This is a genomic window from Ruegeria lacuscaerulensis (assembly GCF_013034685.1).
GTDB classification, from domain to species: Bacteria; Pseudomonadota; Alphaproteobacteria; order Rhodobacterales; family Rhodobacteraceae; genus Ruegeria; species Ruegeria lacuscaerulensis_B.
In genome coordinates this window covers 1-26,183 of sequence record NZ_WQGO01000013.1, presented here as the reverse complement: position 1 = coordinate 26,183, position 26,183 = coordinate 1, and the positions used below count along the sequence as shown (strand labels likewise).

24 protein-coding genes are annotated in these 26,183 nt (G+C 57.9%); 8 read left to right on the top strand and 16 right to left on the bottom strand.

Annotation, left to right across the window (positions count from 1 at the left end):
• Window positions 1–10 precede the first annotated feature (10 nt).
• Both GOV80_RS20870 and GOV80_RS20865 read left to right on the top strand, forming a co-directional pair.
• Entirely contained in the window at window positions 11–565 is a 555-nt protein-coding gene (locus GOV80_RS20870; protein ID WP_170787478.1) for a helix-turn-helix domain-containing protein, read from the top strand.
• Window positions 562–1,080 carry a GNAT family N-acetyltransferase gene (locus GOV80_RS20865; protein WP_170787475.1) on the top strand — a complete coding sequence of 173 codons (519 nt, stop codon included), beginning with the start codon at window positions 562–564 and terminating at the stop codon, window positions 1,078–1,080. Before GOV80_RS20870 ends, GOV80_RS20865 begins: the two co-directional genes overlap by 4 nt.
• On the opposite strand, the gene GOV80_RS20860 is transcribed toward GOV80_RS20865, so the two are convergent.
• The 11 genes from GOV80_RS20860 to mgrA form a co-directional block, all read right to left on the bottom strand.
• Entirely contained in the window at window positions 1,077–1,802 is a 726-nt protein-coding gene (locus tag GOV80_RS20860) for a response regulator (RefSeq protein WP_170787474.1), read from the bottom strand. The genes GOV80_RS20865 and GOV80_RS20860 overlap by 4 nt on opposite strands.
• 109 nt (window positions 1,803–1,911) lie before the next feature.
• On the bottom strand, window positions 1,912–3,156 hold the full coding sequence (locus GOV80_RS20855) for a molybdopterin molybdotransferase MoeA (RefSeq protein ID WP_170787472.1): 1,245 nt from the start codon (window positions 3,154–3,156) through the stop codon (window positions 1,912–1,914).
• The gene (locus GOV80_RS20850; RefSeq protein ID WP_170787470.1) at window positions 3,149–3,631 is read right to left on the bottom strand and encodes a plastocyanin/azurin family copper-binding protein; all 483 of its coding nucleotides are present in this window, start codon (window positions 3,629–3,631) and stop codon (window positions 3,149–3,151) included. The genes GOV80_RS20855 and GOV80_RS20850 overlap by 8 nt, the downstream gene beginning before the upstream one ends.
• 17 nt (window positions 3,632–3,648) lie before the next feature.
• Entirely contained in the window at window positions 3,649–5,853 is a 2,205-nt protein-coding gene (locus GOV80_RS20845; protein ID WP_170787468.1) for a HEAT repeat domain-containing protein, read from the bottom strand.
• Between the two features lie 163 nt (window positions 5,854–6,016).
• Window positions 6,017–8,698, bottom strand: coding sequence for an arsenate reductase (azurin) large subunit (locus GOV80_RS20840; RefSeq protein WP_170787466.1), 2,682 nt, complete (start codon window positions 8,696–8,698; stop codon window positions 6,017–6,019).
• Window positions 8,699–8,715: 17 nt separating this feature from the next.
• Window positions 8,716–9,285 (bottom strand): arsenate reductase (azurin) small subunit, encoded by a 570-nt coding sequence (locus GOV80_RS20835; RefSeq protein ID WP_170724694.1) that lies wholly within the window; start codon window positions 9,283–9,285, stop codon window positions 8,716–8,718.
• A 5-nt stretch (window positions 9,286–9,290) separates the two neighbouring features.
• Window positions 9,291–10,478, bottom strand: coding sequence for a cytochrome-c peroxidase (locus GOV80_RS20830; protein WP_170787464.1), 1,188 nt, complete (start codon window positions 10,476–10,478; stop codon window positions 9,291–9,293).
• A gap of 11 nt (window positions 10,479–10,489) precedes the next feature.
• Window positions 10,490–11,596, bottom strand: a complete 1,107-nt coding sequence (locus GOV80_RS20825) for a cytochrome-c peroxidase (RefSeq protein ID WP_237215968.1) — start codon at window positions 11,594–11,596, stop codon at window positions 10,490–10,492.
• A gap of 137 nt (window positions 11,597–11,733) precedes the next feature.
• Entirely contained in the window at window positions 11,734–13,947 is a 2,214-nt protein-coding gene (locus tag GOV80_RS20820; RefSeq protein ID WP_170787462.1) for a hybrid sensor histidine kinase/response regulator, read from the bottom strand.
• Window positions 13,948–14,030: 83 nt separating this feature from the next.
• A complete protein-coding gene (locus tag GOV80_RS20815) occupies window positions 14,031–14,987 on the bottom strand; it encodes an NAD(P)-dependent oxidoreductase (RefSeq protein ID WP_336510183.1) in 957 nt (318 codons plus the stop codon).
• A complete protein-coding gene (gene mgrA, locus GOV80_RS20810; protein ID WP_170787459.1) occupies window positions 14,963–15,991 on the bottom strand; it encodes an L-glyceraldehyde 3-phosphate reductase in 1,029 nt (342 codons plus the stop codon). The genes GOV80_RS20815 and mgrA overlap by 25 nt, the downstream gene beginning before the upstream one ends.
• Before the next feature lie 121 nt (window positions 15,992–16,112).
• On the opposite strand from mgrA, the gene GOV80_RS20805 reads away from it, so the two are divergent.
• Complete coding sequence (locus GOV80_RS20805; RefSeq protein ID WP_170787457.1) at window positions 16,113–17,012, top strand: GntR family transcriptional regulator; 900 nt, start codon at window positions 16,113–16,115, stop codon at window positions 17,010–17,012.
• Here GOV80_RS20805 and GOV80_RS20800 read toward each other — a convergent pair.
• Window positions 16,987–17,400 (bottom strand): VOC family protein, encoded by a 414-nt coding sequence (locus tag GOV80_RS20800; RefSeq protein WP_170787455.1) that lies wholly within the window; start codon window positions 17,398–17,400, stop codon window positions 16,987–16,989. The two genes, GOV80_RS20805 and GOV80_RS20800, sit on opposite strands and share 26 nt — an antisense overlap.
• A gap of 185 nt (window positions 17,401–17,585) precedes the next feature.
• Here GOV80_RS20800 and GOV80_RS20795 point away from each other — a divergent pair, with 185 nt between their 5' ends.
• Both GOV80_RS20795 and GOV80_RS20790 read left to right on the top strand, forming a co-directional pair.
• Entirely contained in the window at window positions 17,586–18,977 is a 1,392-nt protein-coding gene (locus GOV80_RS20795; RefSeq protein WP_170787453.1) for an alpha/beta fold hydrolase, read from the top strand.
• 33 nt (window positions 18,978–19,010) lie between these two features.
• Window positions 19,011–19,385: a cupin domain-containing protein gene (locus GOV80_RS20790; RefSeq protein WP_170787451.1), complete on the top strand. Its 375-nt coding sequence runs from the start codon at window positions 19,011–19,013 to the stop codon at window positions 19,383–19,385.
• Window positions 19,386–19,614: 229 nt separating this feature from the next.
• On the opposite strand, the gene GOV80_RS20785 is transcribed toward GOV80_RS20790, so the two are convergent.
• The 3 genes from GOV80_RS20785 to GOV80_RS20775 all read right to left on the bottom strand — a co-directional run bounded on the left by GOV80_RS20785 (window position 19,615) and on the right by GOV80_RS20775 (window position 21,494).
• Complete coding sequence (locus GOV80_RS20785; RefSeq protein WP_170787449.1) at window positions 19,615–20,151, bottom strand: hypothetical protein; 537 nt, start codon at window positions 20,149–20,151, stop codon at window positions 19,615–19,617.
• Window positions 20,135–20,905 (bottom strand): hypothetical protein, encoded by a 771-nt coding sequence (locus tag GOV80_RS20780; RefSeq protein WP_170787447.1) that lies wholly within the window; start codon window positions 20,903–20,905, stop codon window positions 20,135–20,137. The genes GOV80_RS20785 and GOV80_RS20780 overlap by 17 nt, the downstream gene beginning before the upstream one ends.
• Window positions 20,906–20,978: 73 nt before the next feature.
• On the bottom strand, window positions 20,979–21,494 hold the full coding sequence (locus tag GOV80_RS20775) for a DUF805 domain-containing protein (protein WP_170787445.1): 516 nt from the start codon (window positions 21,492–21,494) through the stop codon (window positions 20,979–20,981).
• A 569-nt stretch (window positions 21,495–22,063) separates the two neighbouring features.
• Between GOV80_RS20775 and GOV80_RS20770 the strand changes: the two genes are divergently transcribed.
• Genes GOV80_RS20770 through GOV80_RS20760 form a run of 3 tightly spaced genes read left to right on the top strand, consistent with a single transcriptional unit; the run spans window position 22,064 to window position 23,798 of the window.
• Complete coding sequence (locus GOV80_RS20770) at window positions 22,064–22,363, top strand: hypothetical protein (RefSeq protein WP_170787443.1); 300 nt, start codon at window positions 22,064–22,066, stop codon at window positions 22,361–22,363.
• Window positions 22,360–22,947, top strand: a complete 588-nt coding sequence (locus tag GOV80_RS20765) for a DUF4345 domain-containing protein (protein WP_336510182.1) — start codon at window positions 22,360–22,362, stop codon at window positions 22,945–22,947. Before GOV80_RS20770 ends, GOV80_RS20765 begins: the two co-directional genes overlap by 4 nt.
• A complete protein-coding gene (locus GOV80_RS20760; protein WP_170787441.1) occupies window positions 22,941–23,798 on the top strand; it encodes a DUF302 domain-containing protein in 858 nt (285 codons plus the stop codon). Before GOV80_RS20765 ends, GOV80_RS20760 begins: the two co-directional genes overlap by 7 nt.
• Window positions 23,799–24,019: 221 nt before the next feature.
• Here GOV80_RS20760 and GOV80_RS20755 read toward each other — a convergent pair whose 3' ends face one another.
• Window positions 24,020–25,981 (bottom strand): amidohydrolase, encoded by a 1,962-nt coding sequence (locus GOV80_RS20755; protein WP_170787440.1) that lies wholly within the window; start codon window positions 25,979–25,981, stop codon window positions 24,020–24,022.
• Window positions 25,982–26,183: the final 202 nt, after the last annotated feature.

Genomic DNA, 26,183 nt, shown 5'->3' with positions numbered 1-26,183 from the left:
TATTTGAAACATGCTGGATAACCTCTCGAATCGACTAGCCAACCGTCTGAATGAACTGCGCCGCACGCGGGGTTGGTCACTGGATCAGTTGGCAGATCACAGCGGTATCAGCCGCGCCACCCTGTCGCGAATGGAAAAAGGAGACGTCAGCCCGACGGCCGAAACGCTTGGTCGGCTATGCGCTGCTTACAGCTTACCGATGTCCCGACTGTTGATGATGGTCGAAGACAGTTTTGCCCCGCGTGTACCTTTTGAACGGCAACCGGAATGGCACGACCTCGAGACCGGATTTACCCGCCGCTCGGTCTCACCCCCCGCCAATGGGCTGAGCGGTGAAGTCCTTGAGGGCCACCTGCCACCCGCGACGGTGATCAGCTATGACGCGCCGCCGAAACCAGGGCAGGAGCACCACCTGATCATGTTGGACGGCGCCTTGACCCTGACCGTCGAGGACGTCGCACACGACCTGACGGGCGGGGACTGCCTGCGCTATCACTTGTCCGGCCCCACCCGGTTTGAAACGCCAAGCGAGCGCGGTGCAAGATACCTATTGGTGCTGATATGATTGCCCAACTGACAGAACCGGACCTGGAAAACGCGCTCGATGACCTGACGGACATTCTGCACGCCTGTGTGCAGGACGGGGCCAGCGTCGGCTTTGTCTTACCCTTCCCCCCCGAACAGGCCCGAGCCTATTGGCACGACCACGTCTGGCCCGGCGTTGCGGCGAAGACACTGGACCTGTTCGTCGCGCGGCAGGACGGGCGCATCCTGGGAACGGTACAACTGGCTCCTGCTTTGATGCCAAACCAGCCTCATCGCGCGGACGTGGCCAAATTGCTGGTACATCCCGACGCCCGTCGGCGTGGGCTGGGTCGGGCGTTGATGATCGCGTTGGAGCAGCGTGCCGCGCAGATCGGGCGGACGATGCTGGTTCTGGACACGCGCAGCTCAGATCCCTCGCGCGTCTTGTATCAAAGCCTCGGCTTTCAGATCGCGGGCGAAATTCCGAACTATTGCCGCAACCCGTTCGAGGATTTGCTGGAGCCCACGACCTACATGTTCAAGGACCTGTCCTAAGCGTTGGTCTTGCGGACATTCGCCGCAAAGCAATAGCCGATCCCGTGCACGGTCTTGATATAGGTCGGCGCAGCGGGATCGGGTTCGATCTTTTTGCGCAGACGCATGACGTGGACGTCAATGGTGCGATCGCCGACAATGGTTTCACGTCCGCGCGCCTTGTCCAGCAACTGGTCGCGGGAAAACACCATATGCGGGTTCGAGACAAAAGCGTGCAGCACGTCGAACTCGGTTGTCGTCAGGTCTGCCGCAGCGCCGTCGCCGCCTGCGGTCAAGGTCCGTTCGTTCACGTTCAGCACCCAATCCCCGAACGTGATCAAGGGCGCATCCGCGCCATTGGCGAGTTTTTCGTCGGGCTTTGCCCGGCGCAGAACGGTGCGGATACGAGCCAGAACCTCGCGCGCCTCGAAGGGTTTGGTGATATAGTCGTCGGCCCCGAATTCCAGCCCGACCACGCGGTCGAAAATCTCATCCCGGCCCGAGAGGACTATGATGGGGATGTTGGAATTCACCCGCAACTCGCGCGTGATGTCAAAACCGTTGCGTCCGGGCAGGCCGATATCCAGCAGGATCAGATCGACGCTGGACTTGGTCAGAACCGCATCCATCGCATCGCCATCCGCGGCGCACGTGACCTGACATCCCTGCTTCTCAAGGTAGCGTTGCAGGAAAGACCTGATCTGCGGGTCGTCGTCGACCACAAGGATATGTTCTTGAACCATATATCCAGTCCGGTGCAGGCGAGTTGAGCTTGCGCGCCAATGTTTTAGTCACAGCGTTCCACCACATGCAAGCCAGCAGTGGAAGAACGTCGGCATATGGCGATTGGAACTAGAACCTCAAGAAGGTAAGTCCATGCCCTTCCGACAATTCCTCTGTCTCGGCAGGGATCACGGCCAGACCATCCGCCTGCGCCAACAGCGCCACCCGGCCACTGTAGGACGGCGCCATCAGCCGCAGGCGTGGCGTGCCGTCGGGCGTCCGGCCCTCGATGGTGACAGGGCGGTATTCCTGACGTCCGGCACGCCGGCGCAGCGGTTCGGCCAGAACGGCCTGTTGGGGTGTTTGCGAGGCATGGTGCAGTCCGGCACGGCGGGCCATCATTTGCGATCCGATGATCTGCCATGTCACATAAGCCGAAACCGGATTACCCGGCAGACCCACATAAAGCGCGTTCCCGCGCCGCCCGAACATGATCGGTTTACCCGGCTTCATAGCCACTTTCATCACATCGACCTGACCGCCGATTTCCCCGAACACACGGGGCATGTGATCTTCGTCACCGACCGAGACGCCACCCGTGGTGATGATCAGATCGGCACTGTCGCAGGCCTCGCGCAGCACTCGTTCAAGCTTGGCAGGATTGTCTTCGACCGGGCCCTTGTCAGTCAATGCGATCCAAGGTTTGTCCAACAGCGCCCGCAGCATATAGCGGTTCGAATTGTAAATCTGCCCCGGTCCCAACGTCTCGCCGGGTTGTTTCAATTCGCTACCGGTGGAAAAGATTGTGACTTTCAGCTTGCGATAAACCGTAACCTCTCCGTATCCGGCCGAGGCCAGCGCGGCGACCTCGCGCGCGGTGATCTCACAGCCGCGGCGCAGGATAGGCGCGTCCGCTTTCAGGTCTTCACCCGCGCGGCGGATATGCTGGCCCGGCTTGGGTCGGCGGGAAAAGCGGATACCGTCGATCAGAGCGTCGCAATCTTCCTGCATCACCACGGCGTCGAAATCCGGCGGAACCGGCGCACCAGTGAATATCCGCAGGGCGCTGCCCGCAGGCGCGTCGTGCGCGCCGCTGTCTCCTGCCGCGATTCGCCCAGCAAGCGGCAGCTCGAACAACGGGCCGTTGCCCAGATCACATATCCGCACTGCGTAGCCATCCATGGCCGAATTGTCGAAGGCGGGCATATCCACCTTGCTGGTACAATCTTGCGCCAGAACGCGCCCAATAGCGTCGATCAGCGGCAGGGTTTCGGTATCCGTCAGTGGATCGGCCACCGACAGACCACGCCGCAGCGCATCCTCAACAGTCAGGTACATATGGGCGTGGCGGTCGCAGGCGCATCCATCAGCCATTTTGAGCCTCCATTTCAGCAAAAAGTTCTTCGAAACCTGCTCGCTCGGCCTCGCCCAGCTCGGACAGATGGGCCTTGGCCTCCTCAAGGTTCGCGTCGGGGTCGCCGACCACCAGCAGCATGACCATTCCGTGACGGCCATGCACGCGGCAGCGGATGCCGTAGACGCCTTCTTTGTCGAGGGTCAGGTCCAATTCGGGTTTTCCCCGGATCTCGAACGCGCGGGCACCCACAGGGATCATGCGAAGGATTGACGTGACCGTGTGACGCCCTGTCGATCCTTTGAACCGCACCGTCGCGCCCGCTTGGACATGCAGCAGCTTGGGTTCAAACCTAAACGCATGGGCCGGGGTATCGGCACTAGGGTCGATGATCTGGTGGACCACAGCGATTTCGGGGATATCCTCGGCCCAAACAGACGCAACAGCCAGTGCGCCTGCCAATATCGCTGCACCTAGTTTCAGCGATGATGTCATCTGTCCCTCCGGGCCTTTCAGGCCGCCTGTGAGGGTTCTCCCAGCAGGTCAGCCAGCGCGCTGATCATCACCGGCCATTGCGCGCGGCGGTCTTCGTCGCGCAGCTCGGCCAGCAGTTCGCGGCCAATGGATACGATCGCAGGGGTGCTGTCCTTGACATAGGTCACAATCCGCTGCTCGGGGTTGGCCAACAGGAAGGGCACGATGGCCGCCCCCGCCTGATCGGGCGCGGTTTCCGACAAGAGCCGCATGGCCGCCTGCCGCACGGGGGCCGAGATATCATCCAGCATGCTGCGCGCCACGTCTGGGGTGCCATCCCATCGGGTCAGGATATGCATCGCGTCGATGCGGAAAGCAGTATCGCCGGTTTTCACCATCGCACGCAGTTTGCCGCGCAAGCTATCCTGCGGTGGCAGATCAGCCTGTTGCAGCAGCTTCAGCGCCTGCAGGGACAGGGCGGAATCCGTGTGCGACAACCCCTTGGTGATCAAATCGACCAGCTGGTCTTGATTCAATTCCGCACCATGGCGAGCGACGGCCACGCCCAGCGCGGCAAACGCCTGCTGCGCGATCTCGGTTTCCGGGTCTTGGGCGATCTGGGCCAGCATGACCTGCATCCCTTTGACCTCGCCCAGCAGGCGGATGGCGGACATGCGGGTTTCGCGCTGCAACGCATCCGCGTCGTCGTCCAGCGCCACGCGGCGGCGTTTGGGGTGGCGGGTCGCCTTTGCCAGCAGCGCCTGTTCGCGGGGGGTGAGGGGTTGGACCTCATCCTCTTGCGCTTCCTGAGTCATCTCGGCGGCAATCGCGTCATGCCCCAGAATCGCTCCAAGGCTTGAGGTCGGGCCGTTCTCACCGCCTTCGGAGACGTCCAGACCGGCCACTTCCAGCGCGGCGATGTCGGTTTGCGGGGTCTCTGCGGGTTTCTCGTCTGCGGCCACAGGCATCGGGGCCAGAGCAAAGGACAGCAGCAACTCGCGCCCTTGCTGCTGGTTCACATGTGGACGATCGGCATCCGTGACGATCATCGCCAGCGATGCCACCGCCTTGAGCCGCACCGACCGGAACGGAGACCGGCACGCACGTTGCAGCCATTCCGCCGCCTCACGCAGAGGCGAGGTCGCCAGCGCATCGACAATGGCCCATTGCAGGCGCTCGGCCTTGAGGTCATCAGCCTCGACCAAGAACAGCGCGTTCAGCCGATCCGCCACCAGTTCCGGGGCCAGCGCCGCCAGCAGGCCCAGTGCCTGTGCGGACACTTCGGGCTGTTGACCGGTGGCAAGGAAATCCAGCACCTGCCAGCGCAGATCGTCCTGATCGGGAATCGGCGAGGTGCGATCCAGCCGGTCGAGCAGCGCCAGCTGCACCTTGGCACCAGGATCACGCATCATGCGATCCAGCAGTTCGGGTTCCGAAAAGCCAGACTGGTTCAGCGCTGCTATGCGGATATCTTCGACCGCATCCGTCAAGGCCTGTTCGACCAGCTCCGGGTCGTTTGGCATCAGCGCCTCATAGGCGATCAGACGCACGGCCCCGTCCTTGTCGTTGGTGGCTTTGCGTAGGATCGCTTCGGCTTCGGCCCCGCCGATGGTGGCCAGAGTGCGCAGGGCACGGTGGCGCAGGCGGCGGTTCGAGGATTGGGTGAACACACCCAGCGTCGGCACGGAAGCCTCACCAATCCGGCCCAGCGCCTCGCAGGCCACATCGCCCAGTTCCTGCCCGTCTTCGTCCATCAGGGCCATGACGATGGGTTCGATCGCCGCCACATCGCCCATCCGGCCCAACGCTTTGATCGAGGCGATCTGGGTGTCCAGCCAATCGTCCCATTCGTCCTGGTGCAGCTCGTCCTCGTCCCATGTGATCTCCTCGCCGCGCCCGGCGACAAGGGTGCGTAGGTAAGGCGCGGCGTCTACGGATTTCAACTCGGCCAGAGCGGTGACGCAGGCCAGTTTGACCTCGCCACAGGGATCGTGGATCAGGTTTTCCAGCAGTTGCGGTGCTGCGTCCTGAACGCCCAGCGCGCCCAGTGCCTGGGCTGCGTCCTGGCGGACGTCTTCGTCATCGTCCAAAAGCGCCTCGACCAAGGCCGGGCTGTTGGCGGCGCCAATGGCACTCAGGGCCTGAATTGCGCGCAGGCGGATCACGTCATATTCGGATTTTGCGTAGTCCGAGAACAGGCTGGTGGCCTCATCTCGCAGGGCGGTATCGGAATGCATGTTCATATCGGGTCTGCCATGTTTTGCGTTGGGAGAGGTTGGGTGAAAGTGGAAGGCAGGTTTCCCAACCGAAGCCTGCCTTCCAGCGAACCGGGGAACCGGCCCAAGGTCCCTTCTGCAGTGGGACCAGACCCGAGGGGCAGCATGGCGACCGCCCCCCGGAAACACGTCAGGCGATGTCGCGCGGTGCGAAGGACATCGTACGGAACGAGGTCTTGTAGGGGCTCGGCCCCAGTTTGCGCAGCTTGGCAACGCCCATCTTGTAGTTGTAGTTGCCGCTGATCCAGTCGACGATCCGGCCCTCAAGCGCGTTCGCAGGCTGCTGCATATGCAGGAAGTCCATGTAAACCACGCTTTTCTTGATGGCGGGCGTGACCATGGCCACGGCTGTGATCGCCGCTTTGGTCAGTTCGATATGCCCGTTCTCCATCAGCTTCGAGAACTGGAAGTCGTCGCCTTCCACACCCAGCAGCGTGTGCTTGTTGCCCGGAACACGTTCCGAATACACCATCACATAGTCGCCGCTTTCGATGCCACGCTCGGCTGCATCATCGGGGTGGATTTCAACCCAGTTTTCCGGCCAGCGCTGCACGATATACGGGCGGCGACGGTCATCAAAGCCAGACTGCCAGCGTTCGTTGATCCGACCGGAGGTCGCCCACAACTCGCCTTCTTCCTTGTTGGGTTTCAGCCATTCCCAATAGTCCGAGAACAGACCCCACGGCGATTTCTGGATGTTGCACTTGCCGGTCTGGCTGTTGAAATGCGTCAGCTTCTTGTTGAACACATCCGCACCAGCCGCACCGGTATCGGGCAGTTCGCGGGTTGTGTCGTGCAGACGCTTGGTTTCAATCAGCGTGACCCCATCGGTATCCAGCATGACCGGGCATTGAACCCCATCGGTGCCAAACTCACGGACCTTCTGGTGCAGGCCTTTGCCCTCTTTCTTGGCCAAACGATAGACGGCGTGGAAGTCCTTGCGCGACCCGCGGGTAAAGCGGACGGCCTCTTCGGCAACCTCGTTCGAGTTCTGCCAGTCGAACCCGTCAAAGCCCATCCGCTGTGCCAGTTGCGCAATGATCCACCAGTCGGGTTTCGCCGCACCGGGCGCATCATAGAACTTCTGGTACAGGCGCAGACGGCGTTCGCCGTTGGCGCGCAAGAAGTCCTCTTCGCCCCAGGTCGCTGCGGGGAACACGATGTCGGCGTAACGGTTGCCGATCGGGTCCTGCAGATAGATGTCCTGGTTGATGACCACCATACCGCCGCTGTCGGCGCGGGCCTTCAGCGTGTCGATCATCTCTTGCTTGTCGAAAGAAGCGATCTGATGCGGGTTGCGGACGGTCAGTTCCTCGAACTTGTCGGCCAGTTGCTGGCTGCCGCACATGGACTGGATCCAGGTGGTGCCGATCACGTGTGCCATACGGGTATGACCTGCGATCAGATACCGGTCGGTATCCATGGCGCGGCGACGGCGACCGGGCAGTTTCTCGGGCGATTTGTTGCGCGGGTATTTCCCGCCCTTCACGCCACCCCGCTGGTGACCACCGGCCCGGCCAATGACCTGACCCGGACGACCGCCACAGCCACAGATGATGCCCAGCGCGGAAATCGCCTGTGTGTTGCCGGTGTTGTTGGACCAGTAGAACCCTTTCTCGATCATGACCGAGGTTTTGGGCCGTGTGCCATCTGCCTTGGGTTTGGCCAGCCATTCGGCGGCAGTATAGATTTTCTGCACGTCGATTTCGGCCATGGCGGCAGCGGTCTCGGGCGCGAACTCTTCCTGCGACAGCAGCCACTCTTTCCAGTCTTCAAAGCCTTTGGTCTGGAACTTGCCCCAGGTCGTACGCCACTGCCATGGCGTGTTGCGGGTGCCCTGACCGAAGCCGGACGAGCTTTCCCACTTGTTGTTGACCCATTTCTTGATCCAGTCGCTGTCTTCCCAGCCATTTTCCACGATGACGCGGGCAATGGCGTTGACGACCAGTAGGTCGGTGCCGGGCAGAACGTCGATGTGCAGGCCGCCCATCTTGACCGCATGGGCCACACCGGCCGAGCTGCGCGGGATCAGATAGATCTCTTTCTGACCGTTCTGCATCCCCTTCATCATCCACTGGGTATAGAGGATGGTCTTGGTCTCATACGGGTCAGTACCGCAAACCAGAAGGGTTTCCGCATCGCGCCAGTCCTCGTAGGACGGGCCGAAGTTGTCGAAACCCGCATCCCGGAAACCGGGGGTCGAGGTCACGTCGGACGGCGTGTCGTGGAAGGTGAAGTTCGCGGTGTTGATGTGGCGCAGCGCGTATTTCGAGATCGCATAGGTGTTCTCGATATACTGATAGCTGAAGGTTTTCACGCCATAGGCATTGGTGCCGTGTTTGGCGATGACGTGGTTGCCCACCTCGGCTGCCACATCCAGCGCCAGATCCCACGGAACCGGCATCAGCGTGCCATAGATCCGCATCAGCGGTGTCTTCAGGCGGTCGCGCGTCGGTGTCTGCGGGTTATAGCATTTCTGCGCGATACACCCGCCCCGCAAGGAACTGTCGCCGTCGGTGTTGACGTATTGCGTGTCCTTGTCCGGGATGATCACCACGTGGTGCGGCTGACCTTTGTGCAGAACGATATTGTGCTGGTTCGGCGCGACCCATGCACCCAGCGGTGCAACAGGGAAATCCTCGCCAAAGGCGTTTTCGTCTGCGGTGGGGCCACCGGGTTTGGCCGTCACGGGCCAGCGGTAGACTTTGTAACCACAGGCCACGATGCAGTAGTCGCAGGCGGTCGAGATGACCTCGGCGCCTTTGGGCGGCAGCGGGACGTTGGTCTCGGGTACGTAATACGGGGTTGCCATGTGAGTATCCCCTTCCCTTATGCAATCAGGTTGTCGTAGCGGCCGTAGATCAGGCCGAACATGCCGACGGCGTAGATGTCATCACCGTCCAGTTCCAAAAGGACCTGCGGCAGCGACTGATAGGCTTGCCCAGAAACGAGGATGCCGTGCCGTGTCACGTCATAGGTGGACAGGTGCAGCGGGCACGGGCCCAGCACCTTATGTTCGGGTTTGTAGCTGTCATACATCGACCCGCCCTGGTGGGTGCAGGTGAGGTTGAAGGCCACAACGTCCTTTTGCGGACCGATGCCACCGCCGCTTTCCACGCCGGTCTTGACCAGAATCGAGTCCGAGTAGTCGCCCTCATCGGGGTAGTAGAACTCGACCGGGACATCCTGTTCCAGCTCGGACAGTTTGCCGATCAGCTTGCGCGGATAGGTGGACACAAGGGCAGGAACCTGTTCGGCCTGGCCGTGGCGAGTGGGCATGGCCACCATCACGGCAAAGGTTGTTGCGCCCGAGGCGAACAGGAACTGGCGGCGGTTCACGGTGCAGGCCTTCTTGGCCTCGCCAGAACAGCTGCATCCGGTTGCGTTATGATCTTTCATGACGCTTACTCCTCTGCTGCAACCGCAGAAAGCGGCTGGTAATCCGGCAGATCGGGCTCTTCGACCAAGATCTCGTCACCGGACAGGGATTTCAGGAAGGCCACCAGATCCGCCTTTTCCTGATCGTTCAGGCCAAGCGGCTGGATCAGATCGGATTTGGTTGCTGCGAATTCATTCTCGCCACCGCCCTGGTTGTAGAATTCAACCACGTCCTCAAGCGTCTCCAACATGCCGTTATGCATGTAGGGTTCGGTGTAGAGGGTGTAGCGCAGGCTTGGCGTGCGGAACTTGCCCAGATCGGCCTTTTCCTTGGTGCGGAAATAGAAACCGGGGTCGTCTTTGGTGTGGCGATAGAAATCCTCGGTCGAGCCTTTGGCATAGAGCTCATACCGGAAGGTCACTTGCGCCAGACCGTCATCTTCCCAGCCGCTATAAGGTGGAACGCCGGTGTTGTAGTATTTCTCATCCGACAGCAGCGCGCCGTTATGGCATTCGGAACATTGCGCCTTGCCGGTAAACAGCTCCAGCCCGCGTTTCTGTTCCTCGGTCAACGCGGCATCATCCCCGCGCAGGTAGTTGTCGAAGGGCGTGTCGGTCTGAACGATGGTGCGTTCAAACGCAGCGATAGCGCGCCAAGCGTTGCTGATGCGCGGCCATTGATCGCCGAAGACATCGTTAAAGCGTTCGACATATTCGGGCACAAAGGCCAGACGGGCCTCCATCATGTCGGCCTCGCCATTACCGGCAACCGCACCGCCTGCAGCGGATTTGGCCTGGCTTTCAAGGCTTTTACTTGATCCCGCCCAGAACAGCTTGCCGTAGTAAGCCGAGTTCACGATGGTCTGGCTGTTGCGCCAGTGGGTCGTGCCGGGATAGCCGAACGAGATTGGCGCTTCGACGTCCCAGCCCACATCCGGCAGGTGACAGGCCGAACATGGCGTTGTCTCGTTCCCGCCAAGACGCGGATCGAAGAACAGCATCTTGCCCAGTTCGATCTTGGCCTCGGTCTGCGGGTTGTCCAGCGGGATGGGCGGTTCGCCCAGCGCCACCAGTGGCGCATCGGGGTCGGGGTCTGCGCCGCCGATACCGGCCTCGATCACCAGACTGTCCGCAGCCAAAGCTTGCGAACCGATGGCGGCAAACAAAGCAGCGGTGGCGATTGTGCCTGAAAGGTAAGACTTAAGGTCTTTCATGGGTCCACTCCTCAGTTTGTTGTTTCACGCCAGTTTTCGATCGGCGCATAATCCGTATCGATTTCCTCGGCGACGAATTCGGGCCCGGTCAGCGGCTCGCCAGACAGTGCCTTCAGGAAGGCCACCAGCTGTGCTTGCTCGGTCTCGTTGAGGCCAAGCGGCTTGATGCGCGGATCCTTGTTCTCATCATCACCGCCACCGGCGTTGTAGAAGGCCACCACGTCTTCGAGCGTTTCCATCGTGCCGTTGTGCATATACGGCGCGGTATAGGTCAGCTCGCGCAGCGTGGGGGTCATGAAGGTGCCGAAGGTGTCGGCGGTGTGTGTGCGGATATATGCTCCGGGGTCAGCACGCAGGTTCATGTAGTTCTCGACGCCGAGGAACTTCATCATGGTCACAAAGGTGATGTGCCGTGTCGGGTCCGCCCAGATGTCAGGGTTGTCGCCGACGCCGATATTGTGCGGCAGATCGTCAGTGAATCGCTCGCCCGAGTGGCACGAGCTACAGCCGCTGGCGTTGAACAGCTCATACCCCGCTTTGGCCTCGTCCGACATCTCGCCGGTGTCGAAGGGCGCACCGCGCGAGATCAGCGTTTTCAGATATTCCGGGATCGCGTTACGCACGCCACCGTTCGAAGGCTCACCAAATCCGGCGGCTTCGAACATCTCGACATAGACCGGGTCCTGCTTGATGCGTTCCTGCATAAGACGCATGTCCATGTTCATGGAATAGGTCTCGGTGATGCTTTCGCGGGTCACGTCATTCAGGTTGGTGCCTATCCGCCCGTCATGGAACCATGCCTCGCGCTTGGCGCTGTTGATCAGCGTTGGCACGTTGCGGAAATGCAGGTTGCCCGTATAGGCATCCGACAGGGCCTGCCCGTCGGTAAAACCGTTTTCCGGCTGGTGGCAACTGGAACAGGACAGCGCAGCGTCGCCGGACAGGCGCGGATCAAAGAAAAGTCGTTTGCCAAGGGCCGCCTTGGCTGGATCGAACTCTATGGCTTCTACCGGGCCCGGCTGGTCCGCCAGGGCCTGGTGAACCGGGAACGCAGCACTCATCGTCAGCAGCGAAACTGTCGACAGCGCCGAGAACCATGTTCTGGCTTTGGTTGTCATCTAAAAGCCCCTTTATCGCTATTCCGATCACTCGGTTTGGCCGAGGACCGGCACGGCGAACCTTAGGGGGCAGTTGTGTCGTACTGATTTGGACGCGATGAAAAGACGTGAAAAGATGTTAAGAAATGTAACAGGCGTCAGGGAACAAGAGATCGTACAATCCGCGCAAGACTCTGAACATCAAAGGGTTTCTGTACTCGTACCGTCGTATCGCCTTCAGCCGGGCTTTCTGCATCATCAAAATAACTGCTGACCAGAATCGTCGGAACATTCGGTCGAACAGCCCGTGCAGACGCGATGAGATCGGTCCCCATCAGCCCCGGCATCATCAAATCCGACACAATCACGTCATAGCTGTCCGGGGCCGCCCTAAAGGCATCCAGCGCGCGCATCGGTTCGGAATAGGCCTCGACCCGGTAGCCATAGCGCGTCAGCAACCGGCGCGTGACATACAGGATGTTTTCGTCGTCATCGACCAGCAGGATGTGCTCATCCCCCGTGACGGCGCGCGCCTCTTCCTGTTGTTGCGCGCTTAAAACCGGCATCATCGGATAGAACAGGCTGAACCGGGTTCCCTTGTCGGGCTCCGAATGCAATTCGACCCGACCACGGCATTCCTCGACACTGTTACGGACGATGGCCATGCCCAGACCAGTGCCCTTGCCCACGGGTTTGGTCGAGAAGAAGGGTTCGAAAATTTTCTCCTGTACTTCGGGCGTCATTCCCGGCCCGTCATCGGTTACGTCCAACCGGATCACGCCAATCGCATCGTCCGGCAGGTCGTCCAGCGCAGAGTCTTCGGCTTGGCTGATGCGCAACACAACTGTGCCGGGGTGATCGCCGATCGCCTCGAACGCGTTGTGGCACAGGTTCAGCAATGTCTGGAAAAACAGTGTGCCGTCAAACTCCGCAAAGGCCTGATCTATGTCGACGTCAAAGCGGGTCTCGATACTAGGTGGGGCGGCGACCTTGATCAGGTCCAGCGCCTCTTGCGTGGCTTTGACCATATCGCCGCGCTGAGGGTTGCGGGGCCGTTCGCGGGCAAAGGTTAGCATCTTGCGAACCAGCGCCTGCGCCCGACGTGCCGCGATGCGGATGTGATCGACCGAGGTCTGAATGTCCTCGTTATCTTCGGCGTCCAGTTCGATCAGCTCGGCATTGCCGATCACGCTCATCAACACGTTGTTGAAATCATGCGCCACTGACCCGGCCAGAATGCCCACGGCCTCCATCTTCTGCACTTGTGCGAATTGCTCGCGCGTGCGGCGGGACTCGGTCATGTCCTCGCCGATACCGATATAGTGGGTGATGCTGCCATTCTGATCGACCAGCGGGAAAATCGCGGTCGAGACCCAGTAATGCGTCCCATCTTTGCGCAGGTTGCGAAACACACCATACCAGCTTTGACCGTTTCTCAGCTTGGCCTTCAGGTCGCCGTAAACCCCCTGCCCCGAATGTCCCGATTGCAGCATTTTGGGCGAATGGCCATAAACCTCTGACGGACCATAGCCGCTGAGTTCAAAGAACTTGCGGTTGGCATATTCGATCTTCAGATCAGTATCCGTGATGATGATCGAGGCCGGGCTTTGTTCGACCGCACGCGCCAGCTTGCGCTCGGCCAGCTCAACCTGTTCACGCAGCGCCAGTTCGGCCTTCAGGCGACGGTTGGCGCGCAGGATGTTGGTGATCAGAAACGTCGTGAGGATGGCGATGACCCCAACCAGAACGATCAGCCCAATCAACAGGACCGAGAAGTTGCGCACCAGACGTTCGCCATCCGAAAAGGCTCGCACCATACCGGACAAGCTTCTGTCACGCTCCTGCACCCACAGGGTTTCAAGCGTCGCCAGCGCTGCCAAAGCATCACTGTCATCGACACGCACCAAAGCGTCGATTTGTTCCGCGCTGAGACCCGCAGCGATGCCCTCTTCGATCAATGGGATGTTGCCGGTATATTCCAGTGCCACGGCCTCGATCTGTTGCAGGGCCTCCTGCTCGGTTGGGGACGGGTTAGAAGCACGATAGGCGGCGATGGCGTTCAACAGACTTTCCGATTGCCGTCGCAGACGCGGCCCCAAGTCCGGGTCATGACGCAAAACGTAGTTCTTGAAGTTGTGAATCAGACCGCCATAGCCGAAATCCTCGCGGATATCTGAAATCCAATAGCCACGCGGCGTGGTCTTGGCCGAGTATTCCTGCCACGCCACCCGCATTTCACCAATGCGCGCACCGGTCTCGCGTGACATGTAAAGAAACACAGACAGGATGATCACGAGCGCAAGGCCAATCGCAAAGGCCACCGCCAAGGGTCGCTTCAGAGACCCGCTCATCACGTCGGGACTGTCGCTCATGCCTGCACCCCTCCCTATTGGATCAACAAGAAAGGGTGTGTCACGTTTTGTACGCGCAGGCTATGGCTGCGGGCGCGGCATATCTACGCTTTGGAATCGTCGTCCAACCCGTTCGTTTCCGCAATGAAGTCGGCCATCATGGGAACGTAATCCTCACCCCGGCCGGCCGCCTCCATCGCGGCGAAGGCATTGCGCAGAGTCGCTTGAACCGGCGTGACCGCACCGATGCTGTTGGCCAGGTTCGAAAGGTACCGCATGTCCTTATGCGCGTTGGTGATGGCAAAACGATGGGCGTTTTCGTCCCGCTCCAGCGTCCATTTCATAAAGGTCTCGTAGAACCCGTTCGACAAACGACCGGGGCGCAGAACGGAATCCACCTGTTCGGCGCTCAGACCCGACTTTCGGGCCACGGCCAGCGCCTCGGAATACAGGACCGCATAGCCCATGGCGACGAAGTTGTTGATCAGCTTCATTTTGTGGCCCAATCCGACCTCACCCATGTGGACAACCAGCCCGGCCCAGCAGTCAATCACCGGCTTGATGCGCGCAAAAGTCTCGGGCGACGCGCCAACCATGGCATCCAGCGTTCCGGCTTCGGCCTCTTTGGGGGTGCGCCCCAGCGGAGCGTCGGCCAGGTCCATGCCTGCGCCACGGAGTTCCTCGGCCAGCTGCAGGGTCGAAACCGGGTCCGAGGTGGAACAATCCACAACAACCAACCCCTCTTTCCCTGCGGCGATGATCCCGTCGGGGCTCCGCACCAGCTGTTCCACTTGTGGACTGCCTGAGACACAGAGGTGGATGATATCGCAGGCCTCGGCCATCTCACGAGCCGAATGAACCTCGGTCGCGCCGCGCTGCAACAGGTCTTCGACCGGTTGGCGATTACGATGCGCCATCACCACCAGCGGATAGCCGTTTTCCACGATGTTCTTAGCCATGCCATGGCCCATCAGGCCAACACCGATAAAACCGATTACGGGTTTGTTCATGGGATTTCCTTTGTTGCTGTCGCGGCTCAGGCGTCCGAGGACTGGGACCACAGATTGACCTCTCCATTGGCGGAATAGAGGTCTATCTCGGCCAGTTCTTCGGACGTGAATTCAATGTTCTTCAGCGCGCCGATACAGTCAACGATCTGTTCCGTCCGCGACGCCCCGATCAAAGCAGTTGTGATCCCGCCTTCGCGCAGCACCCAGGCAATTGCCATCTGCGCCAGCGTCTGACCGCGCCGTTTGGCGATGGCATCAAGGTTGCGCAAATTCTGGATGGTGGCTTCGGTCAGCAGATCGGGGTTGAGGGACTTGTCCTCGGTGGCGCGACTGCCTTCCGGCAGGCCATTCAGGTATTTTCCGGTCAGCATTCCTTGCGCCAGCGGCGTGAAGGCGATGGACCCGATCCCCAGCTCTTTCAGCGTGGCTTTCAACCCATCCGTTTCCACCCAACGGTTGATCATATTGTAGCTGGGCTGATGGATGATACAGGGCGTGCCCAGATCCTTTAGAATAGCCGCAGCCTCGCGCGTGCGTTGCGAGTTATAGGACGAAATGCCGACATACAGTGCCTTGCCGGAGCGCACGATCTGATCCAACGCGCCCATCGTTTCCTCGAGCGGTGTGTTCGGGTCGAACCGGTGGGAATAAAAGATATCGACATAGTCGAGCCCCATCCGTTTCAAGCTTTGGTCACAAGAGGCGATCAGGTATTTTCGGCTGCCCCATTCGCCGTAGGGGCCGGGCCACATCCCATACCCGGCCTTGGTTGAGATGACCAATTCATCACGGTATGCGGCGAAATCGGTTTTCAAAATCTCGCCAAACGCCTCTTCGGCGCTGCCTGGCGGCGGGCCATAATTGTTTGCCAGATCGAAATGCGTGATCCCCAGATCAAAGGCCGTGCGGCACAGCTCCTGCTTTAACTGATGGGGGCGATCATGCCCGAAATTATGCCACAACCCCAACGAGATAGCAGGCAGTTTCAGCCCGCTGCTTCCGCAAGAGTTATAAATCATTTTATCGTAGCGGGTGGCACTGGGGACATATGGCATTGGGGAAAATCCTGACGATATAGCAGATCGGAGTTGGCGCTATCATATGGGTCCGGACCCTTGCCCTCAAATGTCTTTAACCCCATTTAATACAGTGTAATGAACATCAAGGACCACAGGTTTGCCGCGCCCTGACCGAGTTTTCAAAAGCGCCTGCAACGCCATGCTGGATAGGGTGATGGCGGGGGCTGAGGTCTCCAACATTTCGCAACTGGCGCGCCATCTGGGCGTCAGCCGCACCACAGTGCGGGCCGTTCTGACCCATCTGGTAAGCCGGGGTTTGCTTGCTCGACGAGGGCGGGGCTACGACGTGCAACGCCTGCCGGAACAGGCCGATTACTTTTCAGCCGCCCAAACGATGGACACACGCGACGCGCTTGAAGCCGCGTTCATGCAGATGATCCGCAATCAAGATCTGGGCCCCGGAACGCGCCTGAGCGAAGGGCAACTGGCGCGGCAGTTGGATGTCTCGGTTCAAACTATTCGCGAGTTTCTGATCGGCCTCAGCCGGTTTGGCTTTGTGCGCAAGGATCACCACAGGCGCTGGGTGCTGGAAGGCGTCACCCGCCAATATGCGCTGGAGCTGCACGAGGTTCGCGTCATGTTCGAAAGCCGCGCGGTGGAAAACCTGTGCTGCCTGCCAGAACAGCATCCGTTCTGGGGCGGGCTGGCACGGTTGCGGCAAGAGCATCAGGCTGTGACCGCAACCGCCGATCTTTCCACGTTGGATTTCCCGGCATTGGACACCAAGTTTCACCGCTTCCTGAATGATCATGCGGGGAACCGGTTGATCGTCGGTTTTCAGGACGCGATTGCGATGATCTTCAACCACCACTACTTGTGGCCGCTAGAAAACCAGCTCGACCATCACCTGACAGCCACCGCCGATCATCTTGCGATCATCGACAGCATCGAAAGACGGGACAAGCGCAAGGCCCGTGCGGCGATGGCTGCGCATCTGGACACCACCCGCCGCAGGTTTGCCCAGGCGACCGCTAAACCGCCTGATGAACCTCGATGATATTGCCCTCGGGATCCTGAAAGAACACCTGGTGCCATTCTTTGGCAAAGGCCGTTCCATAGTCGGAATAGGGGATGCCGTTGTCGTCCAACAATTTCTTGAAAGCCGCAATATCATCGGTTCTGAAGGCAATATGCCCGCGTTCAACCGGATTGATGGACTCACTGTGTTTGAATGCCACACCAAGATCTTTCTCGGCCAGATGCATCTGCATATGACCATCTGTGGCAAAACGGATCTTGCCGCTATAGCCGCTGTCTTCGGTCTCATCAGGTCGGGGGAAGTTCTCGATCGGGATGTCGTCCAGCCCGAGGACGTGCGTGTAGAAATGATGCAGGCGCTCCACGTCCTGCGAGACATAGTTGATGTGGTGGAATTCCAGTTTCATGATCTGTGCGTATCCTGACGTTGATCCGATGGGCTGCAATCATTCGGTTTGCCCCGAAGATTACGCATTCCGCATCGCCGCGAAACCGCAAATTCAAGGATATGTCTTTGCTATTGCGACAAGACCGCCACTTTCCCGTATACTGACCCCTAAGCGCCAGACAGGTGCAGCAGACGGAGGGGGGAATGGAACAGCGGCTCTCGGCTATTCTGGCGGCTGACATGGTCGGGTATTCCCGGCTGATGGAACTGGACGAACTGGGCGTTTTGTCCCGGCAAAAGAAATACCGACGCGAATTGATCGACCCCGAAATCGAGCGCAGCCGCGGCAGCATTGTGAAAACCACTGGCGATGGCATGTTGGCCACCTTCGAATCCGTTCAGGACGCAGTGCGCTGCGCCGTGAACATCCAAAAAGCGATGAACCTGAATGAAACAGATCTTGAAGATGATCAGAGGATCCGCTTCCGCGTCGGCATCAATCTGGGTGATGTCATTTTCGATGAGGGCGACATCTTTGGCGACGGTGTCAACGTCGCCGCAAGACTGGAGGGGCTGGCAGAGCCTGGCGGAGTTTGCGTCTCAGACATTGTGCATCAGGCCGTGCAGGATCGTGTCGATACGCCGTTTCGGGATATGGGCGGGCAGCGCGTCAAGAATATCAGCCGACCGATCCGGGTCTGGCACTGGTCACCGCAGGCCGCCCCCCGGCGCGTGGCACCCGATATCTCGCTGCAACAGCGGGTAAGGTTCTGCAAATCGGCGGACGGGGTCAATCTGGCCTGGGCCTCGACCGGACATGGGACGCCCGTGCTCAAAGCGCCGAACTGGCTGAACCATATCGAGTATGAATGGACCAGCCCCGTCTGGGGCGATTTCCTGTCCGAGATGTCCAAGCTTTGCCATCTGGTGCGGTTCGATCAGCGCGGCAATGGGCTTTCGGACTGGGATGTGGGTGATATTTCAGAGGATAGGATGATCGACGACATGATCGCCGTCGCCGATGCAGCGGGGCTGGATCAATTCGGCCTGTTCGGGATCAGCCAGGGCTCGGCCTTTTCGATCCGGTTTGCGGCCACATACCCCGATCGCGTCAAGTTTCTGATCCTACTGGGCGGCTATGTCCGGGGTCGCATGATGCGGGGCGACGCCGAAGCCGAACAATTCTATCAGGCCTCCCGCGCGATGGTATCCGCCGGGTGGGGCTCACCCAATCCGGTCTATCGCCATTTCTTCACCTCATCTTATATGCCAGACGCCACTCCGGAAGAAGGTGCAAGCTTTGATGAGATGCAGCGTATCTCGGCCAGCCCCGAAACGGCGCTGCGGATCATGGAGATGAACGCTTATGTGGATGCCCGCGCGGATGCACAACGGCTAAACGTGCCGACATTGGTGTTGCATGTCAGAGATGACATGGCTGCCCCGATCAGCGAAGGCCGCGAAACCGCGCGCGAAGTTCCAACCGCCGAATTCGTCGAACTTCCGGGCGCCAATCACTGCATGATCCGAGGGCACGCGGGCTTTGACGAGTTTTTTCAGGAGATTGGCCCTTTCCTGCGGCAGCATGGCGGCTAACCTGCCCCGCAAAACAGAGATGAAAGAGCGATTATGCGGAAATACACGACGCTGGATGAAATCGGCCCCTTGGAGGTCTGGCCTTTCGACAACCCCAGCAGCGACTACAAGATATTGGAAGGTCAGCCCAAAGCCTCTGGCCGGATGGACGACGGCGGCCCCGGACATGCAACACGCACCGGCATCTGGCGCTGCACCAAAGGCGCGTTTGAATGCACCGAACAGGGGGATGAGCTGATGACTATCCTGTCTGGCCGTTGCCAAATAATCGACCACAGTACAGGACACACCACCGATCTGGATGTAGGAGATAGCTATTTCGTCCGGGACGGCAGCCGCGTGACGTGGAACATCATCGAGGATGTCACCAAGGTCTTCTTCGGGCATAAACCGGGCGGGTTCGACTGACGGAAGCGGGAATGCCGATGGCGAAAATGCCTCCGGCGATTTCCTGTAGGTCTGCGCATAACGCTGCATTGCCGACGTTGGTTTGACTAAAGAAAATCTTGGAACTTTGCGTAAACCTTTACGCGGTATTTGCGCATAGCTTTGTACGATTTGCCCATAAGTTTGCATGCTGCAGAGAACTCATCGAACAAACAGGCTCTCAGGCTTATCTGCACTGCCCAATTGCAGTTTACTGCCAATCACCAGCCGATGAACGCCACGTCTTAGCTTCCGCATCCCAAACACTGGCTGATGCGCAAGGCGTCGGGTTTATTCCGTCACAATTGCTTCCGTGGACATCCGCAAGGACAATGCGTTGACGCCCGAAGTCAACGACCGTCCAGCCTCGGTTAAGCAAGGAGTGAACCTCCTCTTCAATCAAGAAGTGCGACATGCATCCGCCAGTTCCGCAAAAAAGAGATGCGGCGCTCGAGCACGCGAAACCAGATTCGTTCAGAACCCAGTCGCGTTGTAGATCCCCGTCGAGATCCACTCTCTCGACCGCACCCCAATCTAAATCAAACTGACCGTCGTTGAACTCCGCGCAAGCCTGTGCCGCCAGATCAACCTTCGCCTGAAAACCGGGCGGCAGTTGTGAAACATCAGCAGCGACAGCTGGTGAGGTCCAAAATAGGCCCGAAACCAGCACAATCCCTGATGCCAGCCCTTTCAACAGGCGCACTTTTGGGGAAGCAGGTTGGAGGGTGGCGTCAGTTACATTGATCATACCTATAGTCCCCGTACTCCAGCCAGTTTGCCGAGCCTTCGCTAAAAATCAAAAACTCGGACCTGTCTTCCCCAAGCAGGGCAACGACAAATCCGGCCGGCGGCTCAGAGTTTCCGAAGTAACTGTAGGCCGTCATGGCTCTGATCGTCTCGCCGTTAACCGTTACTCGCGCGTCCCACTCTCCGTCCGGGTTCTCCAAAATTACGGGTTCGATCACGCGTTTTATCGCTCCGCCACCACAATAGACGATGCCTTCGGGTGCTTCGTAGGAGGCCTCCTGGCTAACATTCGAGTTGCACGCAGAACGAAGGGATCGAATTGCCGCGCTGGAACCCTTCAAGTCAAAGATTCCATAGCTGACGTCTTGATCAATCATGGACAGATTAACCGATGCATTTGCTGCAAGCTGGTCCAGTACAAAATCATAATCCTGCTGACTGTTGAAACTGGCCTCGACGGGATAGTTGTCGACGATCCGCAAAGCAGCGTTTTCTGCGCCAACCTGAAAAGCCCCAACTTCGGTGGTGCCGCTCTTAAAAAACCGAATGGAAAGCCCTTGCTTCTGCACAATGTCCTGGCTGTCCTCGTATCCAGCCGGAGCAAAGCGGATACGGTCACACTGAAGTTCCAGCGTCATGTTTCCGGTTTGAATAAATGCATTGGGATTAGGCCCGGAACTGAACGACCACTCCGCCGATGCAGTGGTCGCCATTGCCATCATCAACGCTCCAATGGAAATCGTTTTGAAACTCATTTTCACTCTCCATGGTGTTGCGGTTCGGACTTTCACCCAGCAGGGTTCCTGGCTTGTTTCCCGGAAAATAAGGTCAGGAAACAGATTCGCCGTATTCGTTTGCGCCTTCTTGGGAAGGTCGTGTCAGCCACCAGATCATCAGAATGGACAGAACGAACTGAAGGATTGAGACAACAATGATACCGGTCACACCCAAAACTGCCGCAGGTCCTCGCAATGCATCGGGATTTTCGGTCCCTTGCTCCAATACCGAAAAGAACGCCACCCCACCCAGCAAAACAAAAAGCGTTGTAATGCTGAGCGCCATCGGCAACAGCAAGTACCAGCCAGGTCGCCCTGTATCGTGCAGCCTTCTCCAACCGACGGCGAGCATTGGTATTATGACGGCCAGTTGGAAAACTGAGGACAGAACCTGAGAGCCTTGGCCCGTTTCGGGGTTGGTTCCAAAAAGGACCGAATCCAACATGGCTAAAGCGGCACTCACGAGAACCACAAACAAGAAGAACCACCAGTATTCTGAGCGTAAAGCCCGACCGGAAAACTGGAAGTATTTCGAAAAACACGTTTTAACGGATTCACCAAATCCCATTTTTCACTCCCTTTTTGACTTTCATTGCGCCGAGACGCTTCGCCGCTCAGAATTACTCACGCGCCCCCAAGGATGCGCCCACGAACCTTTTTTATTTGAAGACGAAGGCCTATCGTACGAGAGCGTAAAGAAGTTTACGCGCGGAAAAAATGTTGATTTATTAAAAAATAGATTCAAACATGCGAATTCGACACAACTTTCATTTTACCTCCGTTGTTGTCGTTGTTGCTCGCGTTGCCGGGCCCTTCCAGCCGCTAGGGTGAGTGCTGGCGGTTGGAAGACTTTCTAAAGTGATCGTGCTTAGGAGGACGCGATGCTCAATTTCAACAAGAGATCACTCTCTCCAAAGCTCGCTCTAGCTTTTGCCTGTGACGTCATTCGGCCATCACGCGTTGTTGGCGATCTCGGTAGTCAACAAAATATCGAACCGCCGGCCAAGCCAGCAAGCGGCGGGTTTTGGGCAAGGTAGTCACAGGATCAAGGCATGTCCTATTGGCTGCCCAGACGCGAGAGATTCAAACAAGCGCATCCAATTTCAATAATTTCATGGGAACAAGAAGGAGAAGAAAATGTCCAACAAGATGGTGATGATTGCAGGTGCAACTTGTTTCGCATTGCTTGCAGCCTGCGACGATACGAGTACATCAACCGCGTCCGCCGACCTCACGCCGGCTCAGCAGGCGTGTTTGCGAGATGTAGCCAGCACAACAAACAATTCGCAAGTCGTGGTGCTCTCATCCGCGTTTAGCGAGGCAGGAACACAGGTCACTGTAGGCGTTGGCGAGGACCGTGCTCCTTGGAATTGCATTGCTTACAGTGATGGCACGACAGCTGGTATCGAGTTCCTGGGCGACGAAGGCGCATTGTGACCAGTTTGGTGCGCGGCGGAGCACGGCTGCGCAGTACTGGCTCGCTCTTTGGAAAGCTCGACTTGGCCTGCCGGATGCGCCGTTCAGGCTATGGCGTAGGCATCCGTTACGGATCATCGGATGCACCAATTGACCGATTAGGAGTTTTGCAAGCAAAGCGAAACCTCTACGAGAAAGAGGCCTGCATGGATGCTAGGTTAGACCTTCTGGTGACTACTACTGGCCACGTGCCAATTGCACTATCGTACTGGCTGATATTCGGTAGTTCGATCCCAGTTTTGCTGGGACTTCCGGTGGAAGGAACGGACCAGACGCATGTCTTCCGTGCGATTATGGGTCTTTACGTAGCAAACGCTTTGTTTTGGTCAGCGACCGTGGCGAAACCGGACTTACAGCGCACTGCGCTATGGGTTCTATTTTTGTCTATCTCGGGATTGGCCGCCGGATGCATACTTAGCATATTTTTTGATGGCGTCCCGAAAGGGATACTTCTCTTTTATCTTGCAGCCGCGATTACAATTGCAGCTCTGGCGGCGGTTTCACTGAAAAAACGTACGATGAAACAGGAAGTGGTAAAATGGTAAGGTTTGGCTTTGTTCTTTCGATGATTGCAACACTAGCAGTTTCGACATCCGCTTTTGCACAATCTTCATCTGTCCAGATTGCGGTGGACGAAAACTTCTTAGAACTTGAGACTGCAGTTGCCGATGCGGGAGCTACTCCGATCGCATCGATAGATCATGCGCGCCTGGCCGAGGCCGAAGGTGTCGAAATGCCAGCGTCTCGTGTACTCGTATTCTCTGATCCAGAGATAAACACGCCAATTCTGGAAGAGAACGTACGAGCAGGTCTGGATCTTCCTTTTCGCGTTCTTTCCTTCGATCAGGATGGTCACCCGCAGATCGCATACACAGACCCTCAGTTTCTCAAAGTGCGTCATGGTCTGAACAATAGCCAAGCGTTGAATGCATTTGAGAACAAGTTGCTCGAAGTCCTGAACGACTTGGATGCAGCACCAGCACCGACCAAAGGATTACTTGCAAACTATGGCATCATCGAATTGCGATCTGAGCTCAGCGTGTCAGAGGCAGTAGAACGTCTCAGGACAGCTGTGATGGGACAGGACGATACAGTCTGGTTTGGGGAGATGGATTTTGCGGCCGAAGCGTCCCAACTGGGGGCGCAGCTACCGGATGCTGTTCTCTTGTTATTCGGCGGACCAGCACCCGGTGGTGTGGCAATGGCGGGTTTTCCGGCAATTGGATTGGATGCCTTTTGCCAAAAACTATTGGTTTACGCGAACGAAGAAGGCGGCTCCGTAGTCATTTTCAATGACATCGCTGCCTTGGCAGAATTGCACTACGGTTCCTCAGCCGAGCCTCATCACGGTTTGAACAAAAGGCTTACCGCAACATTTCAAACCGCAATTGAATGACCTTTGGTCAGAAGTCACAATTATCAGAGTTTTATTCTTCGCATTTCACTGCCCCTTTTTGGCTCAATCAGATCGGCATCCAAAATCCGGCAGCGGGCGAACAAAACTGGCACTCAAGAACGCAGCGGGTGGGACGGTTCGGCACCTGCGCAAAGTGCAAGATTGGCCACCGCGCCTATCGGAGCGAGTTGGGGCAATCTTCCGGCTTGTTCAAGTGACGATCAACGAGAGTCAAAGGTCGAAATCCCGAGCGGATCATAGACGTTAAACTGCGTTGATTGCGAGTGATCGTGATTGTGGGCCTTACTGCGTGCGTGGCGTAGTGACGCCATCAACACTTTTTCCGGATTATTGATGAGCTGGCTAGCACCGGCTTCGTCATGGTCTGTTTCTGCTGCGGGAGGGGCGGGCTGAAGACGGCCTTCAAGTACAGTTCCCCACACTTTGATATCGGCCAGCGTCAAAGGATCCACAGTTAGCGGATTTTCTTCAAGGATTGTGAAGTTGGCCAGTTTGCCGGGCTCGATGGAACCGATCTCATCCTCCAATTGCAGGGAATAGGCTGCACCGATGGTGATACCTTGCAGCGCGTCTTCGGCACTGATGCGCTGGTCCGGACCAACGACACGGCCACTCGTGGAAATCCGATTGACAGCAGCCCACATGTACTTCAGCGGCTCTGCAGGAGCCATCGGCATGTCCGAGTGCATCGAAAAGGGGATACCTGCCCGAACGGCGTCACCTAGTGGCACCATGCGCTCTGTGCGCTCGCTACCCACGCTGCCTGCGGAATACCGATCTGCGAGCGTCGGCGTATAAACGGAATTGCCACTGACAATCGCGCCAAGACGTTTAATACGTGCGATCTGATCTGGTTGAGCGTAGCCAAAGTGCACCACGACGGTGCGATGGTCATATCGCGGATTGCGCTGCATGGCGTCTTCAAGAGCATCAAGAAGGATGTCCAGACCGCCGTCTCCTAGATTGTGAACATGGACCTGAAAACCTGCGTTCCAATAAAGGTCGAACACCTGCTTGAAGAAATCAGGCGTCATAATCCATTGACCTTCATGCCCGTCCAGATAGCCGTCGCGCATGATCATTAATTCACTGAAGATCGCACCATCTAACAGGAGCTTGACCTGCTTAGGTAGGAACTGGGTTCGGCCTTCGCTCCACGCCAGCATAGCTTCGGTTTCGGCCAGTACTTTTTCGGGGCCCTCTGTGTTCAGAAACATACTCCCAAGCGTTCGACCGTCCGGAATAAAGTAAAAGTTGAACGGCGTGTCGTCTGGCCCGAACGCTTCTGCCACCAGAGCTTGGGCGTTCTGATCCACAGGGCCAGCAGGCTCTGCCAGGGTCGTGATCCCGCTGCGGTGATAATAGTCCTCTGTGAACTCCAGCGCCTCCATGACCCTGTCGATAGATGCATAGACCGGAGCAAACTTCTCAAAGAACACATGCTCCCAGAATGCAGCTTCAAGGAAGAGGCCTTTCTCAAGATTGGCTTGAGACCGGGCCAGTTCGCTTGACCAGCCGGCAATGTATTCTTCGGTGATTTCAAGTTGTTCGAGGGCAACCGAGTTGAAGTACATCTCGTGGGTGGAGCGTTGCCATACAGCCAGCGGGATATCGGGGGCCAGTTCGTCCAAAATCACACGGCTCATGTCGCCGTGCCATGACGCGTGATACCCCCAGACCATCAGCGGTCGCCCGCTGCTTCGATCATATGTGTTGATGACCTCGGACAGACGTTGGCGAAACTCCTCCTCGCTATTGGCAAGAGGCGCAAATCCTGCTGGCGATTGCCAGTCCTCGATGGAAATGATGGCATCCGACATCATCGCAAGTGCGCCCAGAAGCGGGTGCAAATGCTGTTCAATAAACCCGGGCACCATGACCTTGTCTTCAAAGCTGCGGTCAATTGCATAGCTACCTTCGGGTAGGCGACCCTCGATTTCCTCCAGGGTTCCAACGTCAGTAATTCGACCATTCCTGACCGCCACCGCCTCAACCACCGGGGCGTCCGGATTCATGGTGAGAACTTCTCCACCGACGTAGACAGTTGTGCCGGGAAACTCAGGGAAACGCTCGAAGGCGTCTTGCAATGAGGGGGACTGTGCAGCGCCGTGAAGCGGCATCAGCGCAAAAGCGAATACTGTGAGAGACTTAAAGAACTTCATTGATGCCTCCGAATGGGATTACGGACATAAATAAATTGCTTCGATCAGAGCAGGCTGATCTGCGATGTGTCAACCTAAGCCCTCAGTCACTCAATACTGACTGAGCAACCCAAACTTGAAAGCCACTTTCGTTGACCGCTGTGGGCTGATGTCGTTGAAAAAGTCGTTCGTTTTTGCGTCTTGGTGTTCTGCGTTGTCTATA